At 64.0% G+C, this 19,480-nt stretch carries 16 protein-coding genes; 12 read left to right on the forward strand and 4 right to left on the reverse strand.

What is annotated here, in order from left to right; genetic code table 11:
- Positions 1–48: 48 nt before the first annotated feature.
- On the reverse strand, positions 49–429 hold the full coding sequence (locus tag Q7V31_RS04950; RefSeq protein WP_304732734.1) for a DoxX family protein: 381 nt from the start codon (positions 427–429) through the stop codon (positions 49–51).
- A gap of 362 nt (positions 430–791) precedes the next feature.
- Here Q7V31_RS04950 and Q7V31_RS04955 point away from each other — a divergent pair, with 362 nt between their 5' ends.
- From Q7V31_RS04955 to Q7V31_RS04975, 5 genes are all read left to right on the forward strand, one after another.
- Positions 792–2,285, forward strand: a complete 1,494-nt coding sequence (locus Q7V31_RS04955; protein ID WP_304732736.1) for a replicative DNA helicase — start codon at positions 792–794, stop codon at positions 2,283–2,285.
- 64 nt (positions 2,286–2,349) lie between these two features.
- Positions 2,350–3,009, forward strand: a complete 660-nt coding sequence (locus Q7V31_RS04960; RefSeq protein WP_304732737.1) for a hypothetical protein — start codon at positions 2,350–2,352, stop codon at positions 3,007–3,009.
- A 1-nt stretch (position 3,010) separates the two neighbouring features.
- A complete protein-coding gene (locus Q7V31_RS04965; RefSeq protein WP_304732739.1) occupies positions 3,011–4,108 on the forward strand; it encodes an XRE family transcriptional regulator in 1,098 nt (365 codons plus the stop codon).
- A gap of 45 nt (positions 4,109–4,153) precedes the next feature.
- Positions 4,154–4,444 (forward strand): DNA-binding transcriptional regulator, encoded by a 291-nt coding sequence (locus Q7V31_RS04970; RefSeq protein ID WP_304732740.1) that lies wholly within the window; start codon positions 4,154–4,156, stop codon positions 4,442–4,444.
- A 186-nt stretch (positions 4,445–4,630) separates the two neighbouring features.
- Positions 4,631–5,230: a trans-aconitate 2-methyltransferase gene (locus tag Q7V31_RS04975; RefSeq protein ID WP_304732742.1), complete on the forward strand. Its 600-nt coding sequence runs from the start codon at positions 4,631–4,633 to the stop codon at positions 5,228–5,230.
- Positions 5,231–5,402: 172 nt separating this feature from the next.
- Here Q7V31_RS04975 and Q7V31_RS04980 read toward each other — a convergent pair whose 3' ends face one another.
- Positions 5,403–6,458, reverse strand: a complete 1,056-nt coding sequence (locus tag Q7V31_RS04980) for a hypothetical protein (protein ID WP_304732743.1) — start codon at positions 6,456–6,458, stop codon at positions 5,403–5,405.
- 497 nt (positions 6,459–6,955) lie between these two features.
- On the opposite strand from Q7V31_RS04980, the gene Q7V31_RS04985 reads away from it, so the two are divergent.
- Entirely contained in the window at positions 6,956–7,753 is a 798-nt protein-coding gene (locus Q7V31_RS04985; protein ID WP_304732744.1) for a hypothetical protein, read from the forward strand.
- 58 nt (positions 7,754–7,811) lie between these two features.
- Here Q7V31_RS04985 and Q7V31_RS04990 read toward each other — a convergent pair whose 3' ends face one another.
- Positions 7,812–10,172 carry a PAS domain-containing sensor histidine kinase gene (locus Q7V31_RS04990; protein ID WP_304732746.1) on the reverse strand — a complete coding sequence of 787 codons (2,361 nt, stop codon included), beginning with the start codon at positions 10,170–10,172 and terminating at the stop codon, positions 7,812–7,814.
- Between the two features lie 194 nt (positions 10,173–10,366).
- Positions 10,367–12,454, reverse strand: a complete 2,088-nt coding sequence (locus Q7V31_RS04995; protein WP_304732747.1) for a HAMP domain-containing sensor histidine kinase — start codon at positions 12,452–12,454, stop codon at positions 10,367–10,369.
- Between the two features lie 296 nt (positions 12,455–12,750).
- On the opposite strand from Q7V31_RS04995, the gene Q7V31_RS05000 reads away from it, so the two are divergent.
- The 6 genes from Q7V31_RS05000 to Q7V31_RS05025 all read left to right on the forward strand — a co-directional run bounded on the left by Q7V31_RS05000 (position 12,751) and on the right by Q7V31_RS05025 (position 19,383).
- Complete coding sequence (locus Q7V31_RS05000; protein WP_304732748.1) at positions 12,751–14,265, forward strand: NAD(P)/FAD-dependent oxidoreductase; 1,515 nt, start codon at positions 12,751–12,753, stop codon at positions 14,263–14,265.
- A gap of 162 nt (positions 14,266–14,427) precedes the next feature.
- Positions 14,428–15,576, forward strand: a complete 1,149-nt coding sequence (gene alr, locus Q7V31_RS05005) for an alanine racemase (protein WP_304732750.1) — start codon at positions 14,428–14,430, stop codon at positions 15,574–15,576.
- Positions 15,573–16,346, forward strand: a complete 774-nt coding sequence (locus tag Q7V31_RS05010; RefSeq protein WP_304732751.1) for an ABC transporter permease — start codon at positions 15,573–15,575, stop codon at positions 16,344–16,346. The genes alr and Q7V31_RS05010 overlap by 4 nt, the downstream gene beginning before the upstream one ends.
- A 10-nt stretch (positions 16,347–16,356) precedes the next feature.
- Positions 16,357–17,130 (forward strand): ABC transporter ATP-binding protein, encoded by a 774-nt coding sequence (locus Q7V31_RS05015; protein WP_304732753.1) that lies wholly within the window; start codon positions 16,357–16,359, stop codon positions 17,128–17,130.
- A gap of 158 nt (positions 17,131–17,288) precedes the next feature.
- Positions 17,289–18,698 carry a DNA repair protein RadA gene (radA, locus tag Q7V31_RS05020; protein WP_304732754.1) on the forward strand — a complete coding sequence of 470 codons (1,410 nt, stop codon included), beginning with the start codon at positions 17,289–17,291 and terminating at the stop codon, positions 18,696–18,698.
- A gap of 28 nt (positions 18,699–18,726) precedes the next feature.
- The gene (locus tag Q7V31_RS05025; protein ID WP_304732755.1) at positions 18,727–19,383 is read left to right on the forward strand and encodes a CvpA family protein; all 657 of its coding nucleotides are present in this window, start codon (positions 18,727–18,729) and stop codon (positions 19,381–19,383) included.
- The last annotated feature ends 97 nt before the right edge of the window (positions 19,384–19,480 follow it).

The following is a 19,480-nucleotide window of genomic DNA, read 5'->3' on the forward strand; positions in this document are numbered from 1 at the left end:
AACGAAAAAGCCTGCGGCGCATCGGATGCATGCGCCGCAGGCATTTGTTCAGGCGCCGCGGCGCGCGTCGAGACTGTAGCGACCGGCGCCGTGGGCGAAGACATAGAGCATGCCGCCGGCGATGGCGAAGTTCTTCAGGAAGGACGGATCCGACAAGCTCGGATGAAAGATCACGGCCGCCAGCACACAGAAGATCGCGAAGGCGAGCGCCACGAGACGCGCCTGATAACCGATCAGCAGCAGAATGCCGCCGCCGAGTTCAAGCGCCACCGTGGCCACATAGACGATTTGCGGCAGCGGCAGGCCCTTGGATTCAATGAAACCGATGGTGCCTTCAGCGCCCATCGCCTTGTTGATCCCTGCAAGGATGAAAAGCGCGGACAGAAAAATGCGGCCCACAAGGGTCGCGTAGTCATTGGCGGCGTTCATGGAAGTCCCTCCCCCATTGGTTGCAACGGGTCGAGCCTAGGCCGTCCGGAGGCGGGGATAAAGCCGGGGAAATGACAGCGCGGCGGCAGCGAAAACGGCTGCGGCCCCCCCCTCTGTCACAAAACTGTCAAAAAACTGTCACAAACGGTGCCGGGCCCGACTTATCCCCCGGGGATAAGCCGACTTATCCCCGTTTTCGCGACTATTCCACAGGGCCCGATGGAAAATTCCCGTGACGCGACAGGCGCTTGTGAATGATCTCTCCACTTATCCCCACCCCTGTATAACGAAGTTGGGGACGACGGCGAATCACCCCTCATTCGCATACCATCGGGCGGCCTGTTTCGACTAGAACGAGTGCCATGGAAAATTCGCAAGCCGCCTATTCGCCGACGCCCGAAGCCAACGACGCCACCGCCTACCGGGTGCAGCCGCACAATATCGATGCGGAGCAGGCGCTGCTGGGCGCGATCCTGGTCAACAATGAGTCCTATGACCGCGTGGCGGGCTTCCTCGAGGTGGCGCATTTCTTCGACGCGCTGCATGGCCGCATCTACGAGGCGGCGGCGAAGCTTATTACGCAGGGCCACCTCGCCTCGCCGGTGACCTTGAAAAACTATTTCGAGCGCGACGCGGCGCTCAGCGAGATCGGCGGCCCGCAATATCTGGCGCGGCTCGCCGGCGCGGCGACGACAATCATCAATGCCGAGGAATACGGCCGCACGATCTACGACCTGGCGATCCGCCGCGAGCTGATCCAGGTCAGCATCGAGATGCATTCCCGCGCCTATGACGCGCCGGTCGACGACACGCCGGCGCAACAAATTCTCGATGCGGAGCAATCGCTCTATCAACTGGCCGAGCGCGGCAAATATGAAGGCGGCTTCCAGAGCTTTCACGAGTCGCTCAACACCGCGATCGACATGGCGGCCGAAGCCTTCAAGCGCGATGGCGGGCTTTCCGGCATTTCGACCGGCTTGCGCGATCTCGACAATCGCCTCGGCGGCTTGCAGCGCTCGGACTTGCTGATCCTTGCCGGCCGGCCCTCGATGGGCAAGACGGCGCTTGCCACCAACATCGCCTTTCACGCCGCCAAGGCCTACAAGGCCGAGCACCACCCCGACGGCACGGTGACGGCGCTGGACGGCGCCATTGTCGGCTTCTTCTCGCTCGAAATGTCGTCGGAGCAGCTGGCGACCCGCCTGCTGGCCGAACAATCGGGCGTGCCGTCGGAACGCATCCGCCGCGGCAACATTCATGAGGACGAGTTTCACCAGCTTGTCGAGGCGGCGCGCGAGCTGCAGAGCATTCCGCTTTATATCGACGACACCGGCGGGCTGACCATCGCGACGCTGGCGGCGCGTGCCCGGCGGCTGAAGCGGCAGCGGGGCCTCGGGCTTCTGGTCGTCGACTATCTGCAATTGCTGGCGGGCAGCGGCAAGGCCGGCGAGAACCGCGTGCAGGAAGTGACGCAGATCACCACCGGCCTCAAGGCGCTGGCCAAGGAACTCGACGTGCCGATCATGGCGCTGTCGCAGCTCTCGCGCCAGGTCGAAAACCGCGACGACAAGCGGCCGCAGCTATCGGATCTGCGCGAGTCCGGCTCGATCGAGCAGGACGCCGACGTGGTGATGTTCGTCTTCCGCGAGGAATATTACGCCTCGCGGCGCGAGCCGACCGAGGGCACGCCCGAACATCTTCAGTGGCAGGAGGAAATGGGTCGCGTGCACGGGCTGGCCGAATGCATCATCGGCAAGCAGCGCCACGGGCCGACCGGAACGGTGAAGCTGCAGTTCCAGGCCGATGTGACGCGGTTCTCGGATCTGGATCAGGTGCATACGGAGGGGTTTGAGTGAGGGGTTGACTTGTTAAAATTTTTCCCCTCAAATGAGGGAAGAATTTTTAACAAGGATTTCCAAGATGCTGCCATGCACGATCTTGAAAGACACTGACGAGGTCGAAGCTCGCCTTCGGGAGCATTTCGGCCTCGGACGGGTCGAAGTCATGCGGATTGCCCTAGGTGCGCTTGCCGCGAGAAATGACAGCGTCGCTTTTGACCCCCGCATCGCTAAGGGCTTGCTTGCATATATCTACGGGGTACGGACCCTCCGCGAGGTTTGCGCTGACGCCGGGGGTTACGAACCCGTAAGCCATTACAATATTGAGTCCGCATACAACGCCGCGCGCTCGCTAAAGATTATGTTCCAGACTGCGGACTGCACATGCATCGACGGACGCGATCCGAAGGCGATTTCAGCGATTGGCCCCGCGAAGGAGCTCTTTATCAAGGAAGCTTCAACCGGTTTCCTGTTTCCCGAAATGGAGAAGGAACGCGAAGAGCGACTCGCCCACCTCAGTGAGTTTGACAGGGCTGAGGCGTGGTATGTGTATGTTGCCTTTCCCAACAATACCGTGACTTGCGAGCTGTCTCGTCCGCTTGGCGTGACGGGTGGGCAGTTTTCAAACATTGTCGAGCGGATTTTCATTCTTGGTGAAGGCGACTTGGGGCCCTCCGGGCTGCTCGATTTCAGCGATGAGGCACCAGCGTCCGAGATCAAACCTGTAGTCTCCAAGAAGTAAAATGCCTGTATTCAACAGCAGTCGCCTGAAGCTGGCCCGCAAACGGCGGCGTATGACCAGCACCGAACTCGCGAGAATATCGGACATTAGTGCGGTCACAATTTCCAGGATTGAAAGAACCGATAACGAACCAACGGACGAAACAATTAAGGCACTCGCTACCGCCCTCTCTTTTCCTATCGAGTTTTTCTTCGGCCCTGATGTGGAGGAAGTTGAAAAAGACGCTGCCAGCTTTCGCAGTTTGAAATCTATGTCCGCAAAGGAGCGCGACGCTGCGTTGGCTGCTGCCTCGGTTGCGTTTCTTGTCTCGGATTGGGTCGAAGTCAGGTTCAATCTGCCGTCAGCTGACTTATTTGATTTCGGACATGAACGTGACCCACAGATTGCAGCAAGGCGCTTGAGGTCCCGTTGGGGATTGGGCGAGCAGCCCATCAGCAACATGATTGAGTTGCTTGAGGCAAAGGGCGTCAGGGTTTTTTCTCTCTCAGAGAACACTCGCTCAGTCGATGCTTTTTCGTGTTGGAGAGGAGCTATTCCCTACATTTTTCTCAACACCTTCAAATCATCTGAGCACAGCCGGTTCGATGCAGCACACGAACTTGGACACCTCTGTCTGCACCGACATGGCGGCCCTCAGCAAAAGAACGCTGAAGCTGAGGCTAACATGTTTGCAGCGAGTTTTTTGATGCCTGAGGCTGATGTTCGCTCGCGTATTCTTTATATCAATTCGCTTGATCAAATCAGGATAGCCAAAAAACGCTGGGGAGTGTCACTCTCCGCGCTGACATATCGCTTGAGCAAACTCGGCATACTGAGCGAGTGGCAAAGCCGGAGGTTCTTTATCGAAATAAACAGACTCGGCTTTAGAACAACTGAGCCTGATCCAATACCCCACGAGTTTTCATTTATCTGGCAAACCGTATTTCGGGAGCTTTGGAAAGATCGAATTACAAAGCACGATATTGCAGAAGCGCTTCATATCCCCGCTGAAGAACTGGAAAGCGTTGTTTTCGGTTTGGCATCCCCCGCATTTGACCCTCGTGCCAGATTGGACGCTGAAAGCAATGGTCGCCCAGTTTTGGCTATCGATAACAAATGAATTGATTTTTCTCGTGACCGCGTGGGCGAAGATAGCGAGGCCGACATGCACAAGGTTGGACGCGACATCAAGCAAGGCTTGAAAGAGGCCCTCGCCTTTTCGCGCGGCAAGGCGGCGGGGGCGCGGGTTCATATTCCGGCCGAGATCGACGTCAAGGCGATGCGGGCGCGGCTCGGGATGACGCAGAAGGAATTTTCGGAGACGTTCAAGATTCCCGTCGGCACGCTGCGCGACTGGGAACAGGGCCGCCGGGCGCCGGACCAGCCGAGCCGGATGCTGCTGCGCGTGATCGAGCGCGAGCCGCAGGCGGCGAAGCGGGCGCTGAAGGGGGTTTAAGGGGTTTCACGCGGAGACGCGGAGCCGCGGAGAAGGTTTGCTGGCGCTTCCACCTTCGCCAAGGCTACGGCAGACAGGTCGCGCCGGAAGCGGATTTTTCCCCTGCCCCTCCTCCCCTCGGTGTCATCCCGGCGAACGCCCGGGCGACAGTTGTGGTTGTGGAGAGTGTGAGGGCAAAAGCGCGCGATGGACGATGTGACAACGCAAACGAAGGCTGTCTATGAGGCTCATGCGGCGGCGTGGGATGCAGAGCGGAGCCGGGCGTTGTTCGAGAAGGGGTGGCTCGATCGGCTGCTGGCGTTCGGCGCGGCAGGGGACAGTGTTCTCGATGTGGGCTGCGGCGCGGGGGAGCCGGTGGCGGGGTATCTCGTCGCGCAGGGGCGGCGCGTTTGCGGGGTCGATTTTGCGGGCCCGATGCTCGATATCGCGCGGGCGCGGTTTCCCGGCGCGCGCTGGCTTGAGGCGGATATGCGCACGCTCGATCTCGGCGCGACCTTCGCCGGCGTGATCGCCTGGGACAGTTTCTTTCATCTGACGGCGAACGAACAGCGCGCGACGCTGCCGCGGCTCTGCGCCCATGTCGCGCCGGGTGGCGCACTTCTGGTGACCGTCGGGCCTTCCGAGGGCGAGGCCATCGGCTCGGTCGACGGGGCGGCGGTTTATCATGCGAGCCTGTCGATCGGGGAGTATGAGCGACTGTTGAACGAGGCGGGAATGCGGCTTGTCGCGTTCACGCCGGACGACCCGGACTGCGCGGGGCATTCGGTATTGCTTGCGGCGCGGTGAACAGGGGGTTCACGCGAAGGCGCGAAGCCGCGAAGGAAGGATTCACGCAGAGGCGCAGAGACGCAGAGGGGGTGTCGTATGGCGGTGTGCCTCAATCGGTTCCGGGTTGCTTCGCCTTCGGCTCGCAATGACGATTTGGGGTTTGCCCCTGCCCGCCCGCGCGCCGGCCTCTTCAGTAACCCCTGTCGAGATAGACCTGCCATTCGTTCAGTTCGCGGCGGGCATCTTCCACCGCACTCAGGATGTAGGCGTTCTGGCTCGCTGCGTCTTCCAGCGCAACGGTGCCGGCACTCAGTCTCATGTTGCTCGTCAATTCGGCGGAGGTCGGCACCCGGCCCTTGAAATGATCCCGCGTATAAAAGAGGTCCGGCACATTGATCCGCCGCGTCTGGCCGTTGGAGAGGCTGCCGCCGCCGACACGGACGATCCGCACCATCTCGGGATCGAGGCCGTCGCCCAGACCGATGAAATCGAGATACACAAGATCCCGCGACAGCCGCGACCCGTCCTTGCGGTCGAACAGCTCGAACTCGACCTGCACCAGGCCGAGGTCGAGCCCGGTCCGGTTGGTGAGCACGAAGTCGGCGTCGACATAAAATTCCCTGTAGTCCGGCATGTGATCGGGAAGCCGCGCCGCCAGACGATTCTGATGGCCGCTGAAGCGGGTCAAGGCGACGTCCACCTTGGCGAGCATGGCGCGGATTTCCGGCTCGCGGGCGATTTCGGCCTCGAGGCGGCGCACTTCTTCGCGGCCGCGGGCGACATTGGCGAGGCGTGACGCCTCGGCATCGCGCGCATATGCGGCCTCGATCGCCGCGACTTCGGCCTGATGGGCGGCGCGGTGGCGGGCGACCAGGCGCGCGCCGGTGTAGCCGTGCCAGGGCGCGAACCGGGCCATGTAGTCAGGCCTCTCGCCCGTCGCGCGATCGATGCCCCTCCAGCTCAGGTAAGTGAAGATGGTCTGGAATTCCTCCTCTTCCTCCTCCGGCAGCGCGGCGACGATTTGAAAGATGGAGCGCTCGAGGGCCTCGAGCGAACTGGCGTCGATGACGGGGCCGCTCGCAAAGAGCGCAGCGGGATGAAGCGCGGGGACCGCATCGGTCGCGACGATCGCGCCGTAGAGCAGCACGAGAACAGCGGGCACGGCCAGTATCTTCGCCCAAAGCGGCAAGCCGCCCTTGCGTCCCTCGCCGCCGGCGCCCTGCCCCGTTTTCTCCGAACCCGCCATCAGCCTTGCCCTTTCCCGTTTGTGAAGGGCGCATTTTAGGGAAAAGACGCGTGTGTGCAATTTCGCGGTGCCAGGCTTGCGATGGCATGCGGGGCGGCGCGGCGATGGGAAGGGAAGGACTCACGCGGAGACGCGAAGGAAGGGCTCACGCAGAGGCGCAGAGACGCAGAGGCGGCGTCGCATGGCGATTATTCTGTACCTCAATCGGTTTTGAGTTGCTTCGCCTTCGGCTCGCAAGAACGATTTGGGGATTGCCCCTCCCACCCTCAGGTGTCATCCCGGCGCTTGTTGCCGGCTTTCGCCGGGGTGACAGTTTTATTTTGGGAGATGCCTGAGGCCATCGCCGGCATTTGCGGAAATTCCGAGGGCCATCGCCGGTGCTTGGCTTGGTAGTTTCCGAGTCTCGCCGGCGGCACGCTTCGCCGCGACAATGCGTTTGCCGCGTCCGTTCGCGGCCGAACGCGCCCGCGGCGCGCTGACATTTTGAGGTCGATCCCGTGAAAACAAAAATCCTGACGATTGGCGGCGTGGCGGCCGTGCTGGCGCTGGCCGGTTGCGTCGAGCCCTATCCGCAGCAGCCGCGCGCGACGATGCAGAGCAAAGCCCCTGTCTATAGCAGCGGCTATACCAACATCTATGACGGCTATTATGACGGCCATTACGGCCCGCATGCCGGCGGCTACTGGGGGCCCGACGGCGCCTATTATTATCTCGGCCGGGACGGCAATTATCACCGCGACGACAGGGGCCATTATCGCCGCGAGGCCTTCAAGGGCGCCACGCCCTTCCACCGCGACGACCGGCATCGCGGCACCGACAACCGATACGGCCAGAACTACGCCAACACGGAAGGCGGCTATTATAACGGCTATTACGGCCCGCATCTCGGCGGCTATTGGGGGCGCGACGGCTACTATTATTATCTCGGCCGGGATCGCAACTATCACCGCGACGACCAGCGGCACTACCGTCACAACGCCTTCCAGGGGGCCACGGCCTTTCGCGGCGGCGACGGCTATCGCGGCGACGACAGCCGAAACGTCCCGACCAACATCAGCAGCACGGAAGGCGGCTATTACAATGGCTATTACGGCCCGCATCTGGGCGGCTATTGGGGGCGCGACGGCTACTATTACTACCTCGGCCGGGATCGCAACTATCACCGCGACGAGCAGCGGCATTATCGTCACAACGCCTTCCAGGGGGCCACGCCCTTCCGCGGCGGCGACAGCTATCGCGGCGACGACCGGCAATCCCCCTACAAGAACGATCCGGGCCACGGCTCGAAGCGCTGAACATGTTTCACCGCGCGCAGCGATGCGCGCGGTGTAAGGGCGCCCGCCGCCGCGGCGCTCAGGCCGCGGTGCCGTGCCGGGCTTGCGCAGGGGCCGGGAAGTAGACGGTGACGGTGGTGCCTTCGCCGAGGCGGCTCTCGACTTCGAGGCGGCCGCCATGCAGTTCGATGAAGGATTTGGTCAGCGCCAGGCCGAGGCCGGTGCCCTCATGGGTGCGGGCCAGCGCGCCCTCGACGCGGACAAAGGGTTCGACGACGCGGGCGATATCTTCCGGCGCGATGCCGATGCCGGTGTCGGCGACCGACAGCGCGATCTCGCCGGCGCGGGTGCGCCGTGCCGTCAGCTCGATGCGGCCGCCTTCGGGCGTGAACTTCAACGCATTCGAGAGCAGGTTCAGCAGCACCTGCTTGGCGAGGCGCGGATCGGCATGGACGGTGCCGGCGCCGCGGCGGATCGCGACCGAGAAATGCTGCCGCTTTTCGCGGATGCGGCCGCCGACGATCACCTTGCAGGCATCGGCCAGCTGCCGGATCGAAATGTCCTCGGGCTCGAAGTCGATCTTGCCGACCTCGACGCGCGAGACGTCCATGATGTCGCTCAGCACATCGAGGAGATGGCGGCCGCTTTTCAGGATGTCGCCGACATATTCGCGGTATTTCGGCACGGCGAGCGGGCCGAAGACCTCGCGCTGCATCATTTCGGAAAAGCCCAGGATCGCATTCAGTGGCGTGCGCAATTCGTGGCTCATATTGGCCAGGAATTCCGACTTGGCGCGGTTGGCGACAACGGCCTCGTCGCGCGCCGCGACAACGGCCAGTTCGGTCAGCTTGCGCTCGGTGATGTCCTGGACGGTGCCGCGCGACAGCAGCGGGTTGCCTTCGGCGTCAAATTCGGTGGCACAACGCTCCTCGACCCATTTGACGGTGCCGTCGGCCAGGCGCAGCCGGTGGGTGACGACGTAAGGCGTGCGATCGACCAGCGACTTGCGGTAGGCCGCATTGATGAGGTCGCGGTCGTCGGGATGGACCGCATCGAGAAAGGCCTCGTAGGTGGCGCCGAATTGCTCCCGGTCGAGACCGAACATCTCGTAGATTCCGTCGGTCCAGATGAGTTCCTCCGTCCTGATGTCGAGTTCCCAATGGCCGAATTTCGCCATGCGCTGCGCTTCGGTCAGGCGCGCCTCGCTTTGCCGCAGGGTTTCGAGGGCGAGGCAATAGTCGGTGACGTCCTGCGCCACGCCGGCCAGAAAGAGCGGCACGCCGTTGTCGTCCATGATGCAGCCGCCATGGGCACGGACATGCAGGAAGCGGCCGCCGGCGGCGCGAATACGAAACTCATGGGTGAAGTTCTCGGCCCGGGTTTCGACAGCCCCGGCCAGCGCCGCGTGAAAGCCGTCGAGATCGTCGCGGTGCACATGCCGGAAGAATTGATCCTGTGCCGCCACGCGGTCGTCGGCGCCGATGCCGAACAATGTGCCCGATTCCGGACTCCAGGACATGCGGCCGGTCGGCAGGTGGATGTCCCAGACCGCCATGCGCGCGGCTTTTTGTGCCTGGTGCAGCCGGCGGTCGCTGGTCTCGCGCGCTTCCTCGGCCGCCACGCGTTCGGTCACGTCGCGGGCATTGATGACGATGCCGCCGATGGCCGGATGTTCAAGGCAATTGGTGCCGGTCAGATGGAGGGTGCGCGGGGTGCCGTCCTTGTGCCGGAAGCGCGCTTCCAGTTCGGTGCGTTTGCCGGCTTCGGCCAGGATCGAGAGAAGGGCGGCCTCGACGCGCGGCCGGTCGTCGGGATCGACGAATTCAAGCGCGTTGACCCCCGCCAGATCGTCGTCGATATAGCCGAGAATGTTCTTGGTGAAGGGACTTTCGAAGCAGATGGCGCCGTCCGCACCGACAACCGTGGCGATGTCGGTTCCGAACTCAAGCAGCGCGCGCAGCATCGCCTCGCTGCTGCGCAAGCTCGCGTCGCGCTGCCGGCGTTCGGTGACGTCGCGCGCGATGGCGAGGAACATCGGGCCGCCATCATCGGCGATCCTTTCGACAACGATTTCGAAGAACCGCTCTTCGCCGCACTTTCCCTTCACCGGAATTTCGTGCGCGCCCCGGCCAACAATGACAGGCGACGCGCCGGCCGCATAGGCGGCGATCAGGCTTGCGAGCTCCCTGCGCTGCGCGGGGGCGACCAACATTGTCAGCGACCGGCCGCGCACCTCGTCGGGCGCGTAGCCGAGTATCCGTTCGAGCGCCGGATTGGCCGCCTCGATGCGGCCCCTGGCGTCGAAAATCAGGATGACATCGCCGGCCGCCTCGAAGAGGCGCACAAACATCGAGCGGGCGGCGTCGTTCGACAGCGACAGGGGGAGCGTGGCCGCCCGCCCTGCCTTGCCGCACGCATCGTCTTTGCCGTCGATGTCCATCTCTACAACGCACTCAACTCGTCCGCGCCATCCCGACGCCACCATCGGCGCCAAGCGACCTCCAGCATTCAGATTAGGCCGCCACCGGTAAAGAAATTCTCCGTTTCAGGCAGCAACAGCAGCGCCGGCGCTTCCCTTGGGCAACAAACACAGACTGGCGGCGCTTCTCAAACAAGCCGCCGCGGCGGCGGGCTTCAGCCGGCGCCAGCGACGGCGCGGGCATGCTCGAAGCGGCAGCGCCCGGGCGGCAGGATGACGGTGACGATGGTGCCGCGTCCCGGCTCGCTTTCGAGGGCGAGGCGGCCGCCATGCTGATCCGTGAGCGACTGCACGATCGAGAGACCGAGTCCGAGGCCTTCATAAGTACGGCTGAGATGGCCCTCGACCTGGCCGAAGCGGGAGAGCGCCTTCGGGATGTCGTGCTGCGCAATGCCGATGCCGGTGTCAGAGACGGCGATGCTGTAGCCGCCGGCGTCGCAGGCGAGCGTCACGGCGACCGTGCCGCCGGGAACGTTGAACTTGATCGCATTGCCGACGAGGTTGGTGACGATCTGACGGATCTTGCGTTCGTCGGCGCGGACGGACGGCAGGCCGGCCGGCATCTCGATGCGACAGGCGACACCCGCTCTTTCGGCTTTCAGCTTCACCGTGTCGAGCACCTGACGGGCGACTTTCTCGACGCGGACTTCCTCTTCATTGAGCGAGTCGGTGCCGGATTCGACGCGCGAGATGTCGAGGATGTCGCTGACAAGGTCGAGAAGATGACTGCCGCTCTCGTTGATGTCCTTCGCATAGTCCGCATATCTGGCATTGCCGAGGGGGCCGAACATTTCGTGCTTCATGATTTCGGAAAAGCCGATGATCGCGTTCAGCGGCGTGCGCAGTTCATGGCTCATCGTCGCCAGGAATTCGGTCTTGGCGCGCGAGGCCTGTTCGGCCAGCTGCAATGTGCGGCCCAGTTCGTCGGCGCGCGCCGCGAGAACGGTGTTGGCTTCCTTGAGGTTATGCGTCAGCTCGTCGCGCTCGCGTTCGGTGCGGCGGAATTTCAGGACGAAGGCGCGTACATGCAGGGTCGTCACGAAGATGATCAGCAGGCTCGACAGTTCCATCGAGGAGGTGACGACCTTCATGCTCGACAGGACTTCGTAGCCGAAGGTGGCGGCGGCCGCGACCAGAACGACCAGCGCATCCCGGCGCGCGTTTCTCTGCAGCAGCAAGGTGCGCACGAGCGTCGTGCCGAGACTGAGCGCGATGACGGCCCAGAGCAGCTGAAAGGGCTCGCGCAGCAGCGTGATCGTGCCGGGCGCAAAGAACGGCGCGCCGACAAGGGCAAAGAGGCAGAAGGCCGCCGAGACCGCATAGATCAGCTTGTCGATCCACAAGACGCGGCCGTCGCGGAAAAGATAGAAGATGAAGGCGTAATAGGCCGGCGCGATCAGGAACAGCGAGAGATATTCGAGATCGTATTTGCGCGCTTCCGAAAACTCCGGCAGATAGTCCCAGACCAGATTGCTGACGAAGAAGACGCGGAAAGCGGTGGCGGCGGCCAGCCCCGCGAAGATGACATGGCCGCCGTAGCGATCATAGGAACGGCCGACGACCAGCGTGGCGGCGGCGACCACCAGCATCACCAGCACGATCGCCGTCGGCAGCGCGCTGGCGCGGCGCTGCATCGAATCCATTTCCTGCAGGAAGCCGATCCGCGGCACATCGACAATGCCGCCCTGCTTGTGGACATGGTTGGCCAGCTGGACGACCAGCCGGAACTGCCGCAGATCGTGCGGCAGCGCAATGACCGGCGCGGTCGGGTTGTTGGCGACAAGCTGTTGCGCCCGCGCCGGGTCGCCGTTCTGATGCAGCAGATGATCACGGACAGAGCCATCGGCCGCTTTCGCCACCGCATGGATCGCGTAGATCGAGCGCGTCGTGCCCATCGAGAGAGCCAGGAATTGCGAGGTCTGCGGCAGGACGAGATCGATGCAATAGGTGGCGACGCCATGACCGGTCGTGACATCGGCCGTCAGCGCCGGGCCCCAGATGTCGGGAAGCGAAACCGGTTTGGCCGCCAGGGCGGGATCGGGCAGAAGACAGCCTGCGGCGGCGAAGCGTTCGGCCGGTACGATCGCGTCGCGATAGACGGTCCAGCCATCCGCCAGCGACATGCGGTCGCCGGGCTCGAATGTCTTCGGCGCCGCGACCGGCGCGCCGGCGGCGTCAGCCGACAGTGCGGCACCGGACGCCAAAGCGACCACGCCGGTGAGCAGAGATGCTGCCAGCCGCATGATCCATCTCTGATTTGGCGATTTCCGGTACATTGCGGGACGCTCCAAAGGCACCACCGATTATCCGACCGTTTTGTTAAGAAGTTGTTGGTCAGCGGCGTTGAAACCGAGGCGATTCGGCCCGGCGCCGCGGGCGGAATCGCTTCCCGCCCCGGCTGCGACCCGGGCGCGCATGCGGCAATTTGATCGGCGCCGGACCGGATTAGGGTATTGACCCTAGATTTCCCGGCCCCAAGATAGGCGCAGGGACATTCGGCGACAGATCAGAAGCGCCGCCAAGAAAGAGAGACCGGGAAATGACTGGGACGGACACACTGACAAGGCCGCAGCCGGCGGGCGCGGCGACGAAGGATGTCGAACATTTCGACGTGCTGGTCGCGGGCGCCGGCATTTCCGGCATCGGGGCGGCCTATCACCTGAAAGAGCAATGCCCGGACAAGAAATTCGTCATTCTCGAAGGGCTCGACAGTTTCGGCGGCACCTGGCACATGCATCGCTATCCGGGCATCCGCTCCGACAGCGACCTCTTCACCTTCGGCTATCGCTTCAAGCCATGGACCAGCGCCCCGATCGCCTCGGCCGAGGAAATTCTCAAATATATGGGCGAGGTGATCGAGGAAAACGATCTGGCGCGCCATATCCGCTATCACCACCGGATCGTTTCGGCGCGCTGGTCGAGCGCGGACAATCTGTGGACCATCGACGCCCTGCGCAGCGATACCGGCGCGACGGCGCGTTTCACGGCCAATTTCCTCTGGATGTGCCAGGGCTATTACCGCCATTCGGAGGGCTATACGCCGGAATGGCCCGGCATGGACAAGTTCCGTGGACGGATCGTCCATCCGCAGACATGGCCCGAAGATCTCGACTACAAGGGCAAGCATGTGCTGGTGATCGGCTCGGGCGCGACGGCGGCGACGCTGGTGCCGGCGATTGCCGGGGACTGTTCCCATGTGACGCTGTTGCAGCGCTCGCCGACCTATTTCATTCCGGGGCGCAACGAAAACGTGCTGGCCGACCAGCTGCGCGTGCTCGGCATCGACGAAAACTGGATTCACGAGATCACGCGGCGGCAGATCCTGTTCGATCAGGCCGAGTTCACGCGGCGCTCGTTCGAAGAGCCGGCGGCGGTGACCGAGGAGCTGCTGGCGGCGGTCGGCATGTTCCTGCCCGAAGAGACGGTGAAGGAACATTTCACGCCGCGCTACCGGCCGTGGCGCCAGCGCATCGCCTTCGTGCCCGATGGCGACATCTTCCAGGGCATCGCGTCCGGCAAGGCGAGCGTCGTCACCGACGAGATCGAGCGCTTCACCGAAAAGGGCATTTTGCTGAAATCCGGCAAGGAGCTCGAAGCCGACATCATCGTGACCGCGACCGGCTTCAACCTTTCGGTGCTTGGCGACATCCAGTTCGAGATCGACGACAAGGCGCTCGACTTCGCCGATACCGTCACCTATCGCGGCATGATGTTCACCGGCGTGCCCAATCTGGTCTGGGTGTTCGGCTATTTCCGGGCGAGCTGGACGCTGCGCGTCGATCTCCTTGGCGATTTCGTCTGCCGGCTGCTCAATCATATGGGCAAGCGGCAGGCCCGGAGCGTGACGCCGATGCTGCGGCCCGAAGACAAGGACATGGAGCTCAAGCCCTGGATCGACCCGGAGAATTTCAATCCGGGCTATCTGATGCGCTCGATGCATCTGATGCCCAAGCGCGGCGACAAGCCCGAATGGGAACACACGCAGGATTACTGGCGCGAGAAGGACGAGCTGCCGGCGATCGATCTCGACGGGCCGGAATTCGTCTACAAGTGAGGCGTTAACCGCTTCGCGCGAGGCCGGGTTTCGCCGGGCGCGCCTTCCTTCTATGATCGCGGCCGTTTCACCGTCCGCGACCAGGAGGGGCGCGCCCTGCCCTCATCGTCCTCCCCCGTTCCGAGCAGACCCGACGCGGCCGCGCTGGCGGCGGCGGGCGGCGTGCTGACGGTCGATCTCGATGCGGTGGCGGCCAATTACAACATCGTCAAGGCGACGGCGCCGGGCGCCGAGGCGGGCGCCGTGGTCAAAGCCGATGCCTATGGGCTCGGCATGGTGCCGGTGGCGCGGCGGCTGGCGGCGGAAGGCTGCGGCAGCTTTTTCGTCGCCGAGGCGCGGGAGGGCGCGGCGCTGCGCGCTGCTCTGCCCGGCGTCACCATCTATGTGCTCAACGGGCTCTTTCCCGGCACGGCGGCGCTTTACCGCGAGGCGGGGCTCGTGCCCTGCCTTGCCTCGATCGACGAGCTTGCCGAATGGCGCGCCGAGGCGGCACGCGCGGGCACGCGCCTGCCGGCGGCGCTGCATTTCGACAGCGGCCTCAACCGGCTCGGCATGAGCGCCGCCGACGCTGCCGCCATCGCCGAAGAGGGGGCGCTCAGCGCCGGCGTCGATGTGCGGCTGATCATGAGCCATCTCGCCTGCGCCGACGATGCCGCGCATCCGCAGAACGCGGCGCAGCTCGGCCTCTTCCGCACGGTGCTCGACCTGCTGCGGCCGCGCTTTCCGGCGGCGCGGATCAGCCTCGCCAATTCGCCGGGGGTGTTTCTCGGGCCCGATTATCATTTCGATCTGGTGCGGCCGGGCGTCGGGCTTTACGGCGGCAATCCGCTGACGGGCCGAGCCGCCCCGTTTCGCCCGGCAGTGACGGTCGAGGCACGGGTGATCGCGCTGCGGCAGCTTTCAGCCGGCGACGCGGTCGGCTACAGCGCCAGCTGGCGGGCCAGGGGCCCTGCCCGCATCGCCGTTCTGGCCGCCGGCTATGCCGATGGCTATTTGCGGGCGCTCGGCCGGACCTCGGGCGAAAAAGCGCAAGAAAAGGGCGGACAGGCGCATATTGCCGGGTACACTGTGCCGGTTGCGGGGCGAGTCTCGATGGACATGCTGGCGGTCGATGTCAGCGCCGTTCCGGAAGGGCTGATCCGCCGCGGCGACATGGCCGAACTGATCGGCCCCAATATTAGCGTGGACGATGTCGGCCTCCGGGCCGGGACCATCGGCTACGAGATTCTCACCAGCCTCGGGCGGCGATACATGCGGCGCTATGTATCCGAAGCCCACGGCGCGAGCGACGAGCCCGGGGGGCCGATTTGACTTTCTTCACGATTATCGGCCGGGTCGTGCTGGCGCTGCTTGCCGAGATCGGCCGGCTGGCGCTGTTCGTCTGGCAGGCCGTCAGCCATATCATCCGGCCGCCCTTCTTCTGGCGCCTGACCGCACAGCAGATGATGCGAATCGGCTATTTCTCGCTGCCGGTGGTGGCGCTGACCGCCTTCTTCACCGGCGGCGCGCTGGCCCTGCAGATCTATTATGGCGGCAACGAATTCAACTCGGAATCGATCGTCGCCTCGATCGTGGCACTCGGCATTACCCGCGAGTTGGGCCCCGTGCTTGGCGGGCTGATGGTGGCCGGGCGCGTGTCGGCGGCGATCGCGGCCGAACTCGGGACGATGCGGGTCACCGAGCAGATCGACGCGCTGACGACGCTGTCGACCAATCCGTACAAATATCTGGTGGTGCCGCGTGTCGTCGCCGCCGTCGTCACGCTGCCGATCCTGGTCTTCTTTGCCGATATCATCGGCATCATGGGCGGCTTTGTGGTCGGCACCTCGACGCTCGATTTCAATGCCGGCGTCTATATCAAGAACACGGTGGACTTCCTGAAGCTCAGCGACGTGACATCGGGCCTGATCAAGGCGGGCGTGTTCGGTTTCATCATCGCCACCATGGGCTGTTTTCACGGCTTCCATTCGAAAGGCGGCGCACAGGGCGTCGGCCGGGCCACGACCAATGCGGTGGTCAGCGCCTCCATCCTCATCCTCGCGGCGAACTATGTGATGACGTCGCTGCTGTTCGCGAATTGAGGAGGCCGCAATGAGCGATGCCAAGATCGAACTCAGGAATGTCCACAAGCGCTTCGGCTCGAAGGTGGTGCTGGACGGCATCAACCTGACGGTGCCGAAAGGCCAGTCGCTTGTCGTCATCGGCGGCTCGGGCACCGGCAAGTCGGTGATGATCAAATGCGTGCTCGGCATCATCCGCCCTGACCGCGGCGAGATTTTCGTCGACGGCAAGAATGTCCTGAAGATGGACCAGAGCGAGCGCGAGAAGTCGCTGCGCAAGTTCGGCATGCTGTTTCAGGGTGCGGCGCTGTTCGACAGTCTGGCGGTCTGGGAGAATGTCGCTTTCGGCCTCATTCAGGGCCGGCGCATGAAGCGCAAGGCGGCCAAGGACATCGCCATCGAGAAGCTGGCGAAAGTGGGGCTCGGACCGGAAGTCGGCGAGCTCTATCCGGCCGAATTGTCGGGCGGCATGCAGAAGCGCGTCGGCCTGGCGCGCGCCATCGCCGCCGATCCGGAAATCATTTTCTTCGACGAGCCGACGACCGGGCTCGACCCGATCACGGCCGATGTCATCAATCAGCTGATCGTCGACCGGGTGAAGGAACTCGGCGCGACGACGCTGTCGATCACGCATGACATGGCGAGCGTCAGGAAGATCGCCGACCGGGTGGCGATGATCTACAAGGGCAAGATCATCTGGGACGGGCTGCGCGCCGATATCGACAAGAGCGGCAACGATTATGTCGACCAGTTCATTCACGGCCGCGCCGAAGGGCCGATCGGCATGGATGTGCTGAAGCCCTGAGGGGTCTCCCTCCACGGTCGTCATTGCGAGCGACCGTCAGGGAGCGAAGCAATCCACAAGCGGCAAGTTCCGAGCGTGCGGCTTCTGGATTGCTTCGTCGCTTCGCTCCTCGCAATGACGTTTTGTTTCTGATTTTGTAGGGCATTCGGAAATCCCCCATGGCCAAGGCATCGCGCAATTTCGTCTGCCAGTCCTGCGGCGCGGCCTCGCCGCGCTGGTCGGGACGCTGCGAGGCCTGCGGCGAGTGGAACACCATCGTCGAGGAAGCCGGCGCGAGCGCCGGCATCGGCGCCGGGCCGGCCAAGGCCGGCGGCCGGGCCAAGGGACGGCGGATCGAACTCGTCGAAATGAGCGGCGAGACGGCAGACCCGCCGCGCCACATCACCGGCATGGCCGAATTCGACCGGGTGACCGGCGGCGGGCTGGTGCCGGGATCGGCGGTGCTGATCGGCGGCGATCCGGGGATCGGCAAGTCGACGCTGCTGCTGCAGGCGATGGCGGCGCTGGCGGTCAAGGGTGGGCGCGCGATCTATATTTCCGGCGAAGAGGCGATCGCGCAGGTCAGGATGCGGGCGCGGCGGCTGGGGCTTGGGGAAGCGCCGGTACAGCTCGGCGCCGAGACCAACCTCAAGGACATTCTCGGCACGCTGGAAAGCGGGACGCCGCCCGATGTGGTCGTCATCGATTCGATCCAGACCATGTGGACCGAAGCGCTCGATTCGGCGCCGGGCACGGTGGCGCAGGTGCGCGCCTCGGCGCAGGAGCTGGTGCGCTTCGCCAAGCGGCACGGAACGGCGGTGATCCTGGTCGGCCATGTGACCAAGGAAGGGCAGATCGCCGGGCCGCGCGTCGTCGAGCATATGGTCGATGCAGTGATCTATTTTGAGGGCGAGCGCGGGCACCAGTTCCGCATTCTCCGGGCGGTCAAGAACCGCTTCGGGCCGGCCAACGAGATCGGCGTTTTCGAGATGGGCGAAAAGGGTCTGGCCGAAGTGCCCAATCCGTCTGCCCTCTTTCTCGGCGAGCGCGACGGGGAGACCAGCGGTTCGGCGGTCTTTGCCGGGATCGAGGGGACACGGCCGGTGCTGGTCGAAATCCAGGCGCTGGTCGGCAAAAGCGCATTGGGGACGCCGCGCCGGGCCGTGGTGGGCTGGGATGGCGGCCGGCTGTCGATGGTGCTGGCGGTGCTGGAGGCCCGTTGCGGGCTGACGCTGGGGGGGCAGGATGTTTACCTCAATGTGGCCGGCGGCCTCCGGATCAACGAGCCGGCGGCCGATCTGGCCGTGGCGGCGGCACTGATTTCGTCGGTTACCGGCCAGCCGCTGCCTTCCGATTGCGTGATTTTCGGCGAAATCAGCCTTTCCGGCGCCGTCCGGCCGGTCAACCAGATGGAAACGCGGCTGAAAGAGGCGGAAAAGCTCGGGTTTTTGCGCGCCATCCTGCCCGCCATGGCGGCCAGGTCGCGGCCCGGGACCGGGCTCGCCTTCACCGAAATTTCGGACCTTCAGGGTCTAATTGCCCATCTGGCGACCAAATCCGGCGCCAAACGGCGCGGCGGCGAAATGTGATAGGCTGCGGCTGTTATGGGAGAGTGATTTGACGCTGTTCGACGGTATCGTCATTGCGGTTCTGCTGATTTCGAGTGTGCTGGCGCTGCTGCGCGGTTTCACCAACGAAATGCTGTCGATCGTGGCCTGGGTGGCCGGGGCGCTGGCGGCGCTGTGGCTCTTCCCCTATGTCGCACCCTATTTCGCCAAATTCATCACCTCGCCCTGGCTCGCCGCCGTGGTGGCGGCGCTGGTCGTGTTCCTGGCCGGCTACCTGCTGGTGGCGGCGCTGACGGCGCGCTGGTCGGACGCGCTGATGGATATTCACGACCGGGCCTCGCTGATGGACCGGACGCTGGGCCTTCTGTTCGGGCTGGCGCGGGGCCTTCTGATTGTCACCGTCGCCTATCTGTTTTTCGTCTGGCTGGTGCCGAATCCGGACGATCACCCGGACTGGATCCGCGACGCGCGGTTCAAACCGACGGTCGAAAGCACGGCCAGCCTGCTGTTTTCGCTGGCACCGACCAGCGAAAACCGGCCGGTCGAGACAGCGCCAGCGCGCGCGCCGGCGCCGATACCGCAGGCGGAGCCCGCGCCCCGCGACGGACCTGTCAATTCAGGCGCTGACAGGGCAAATGGGCCGGGGTATAACCCGACCGAACGGAGGGGGCTCGATCGACTTTTCGAGAACACGACCGGGGAGTGAATGCCGACCCGTTGGGTGGCCCGATGTCGTTCGGGCGGCCCGTTTCCTCCGGAGGCCAGCGCGGAGTCCCGTCGATGCCCGAGCAGTTGCAGCTCCC

It is taken from the genome of Parvibaculum sp. (assembly GCF_030651915.1).
Taxonomy (GTDB): Bacteria; Pseudomonadota; Alphaproteobacteria; order Parvibaculales; family Parvibaculaceae; genus Parvibaculum.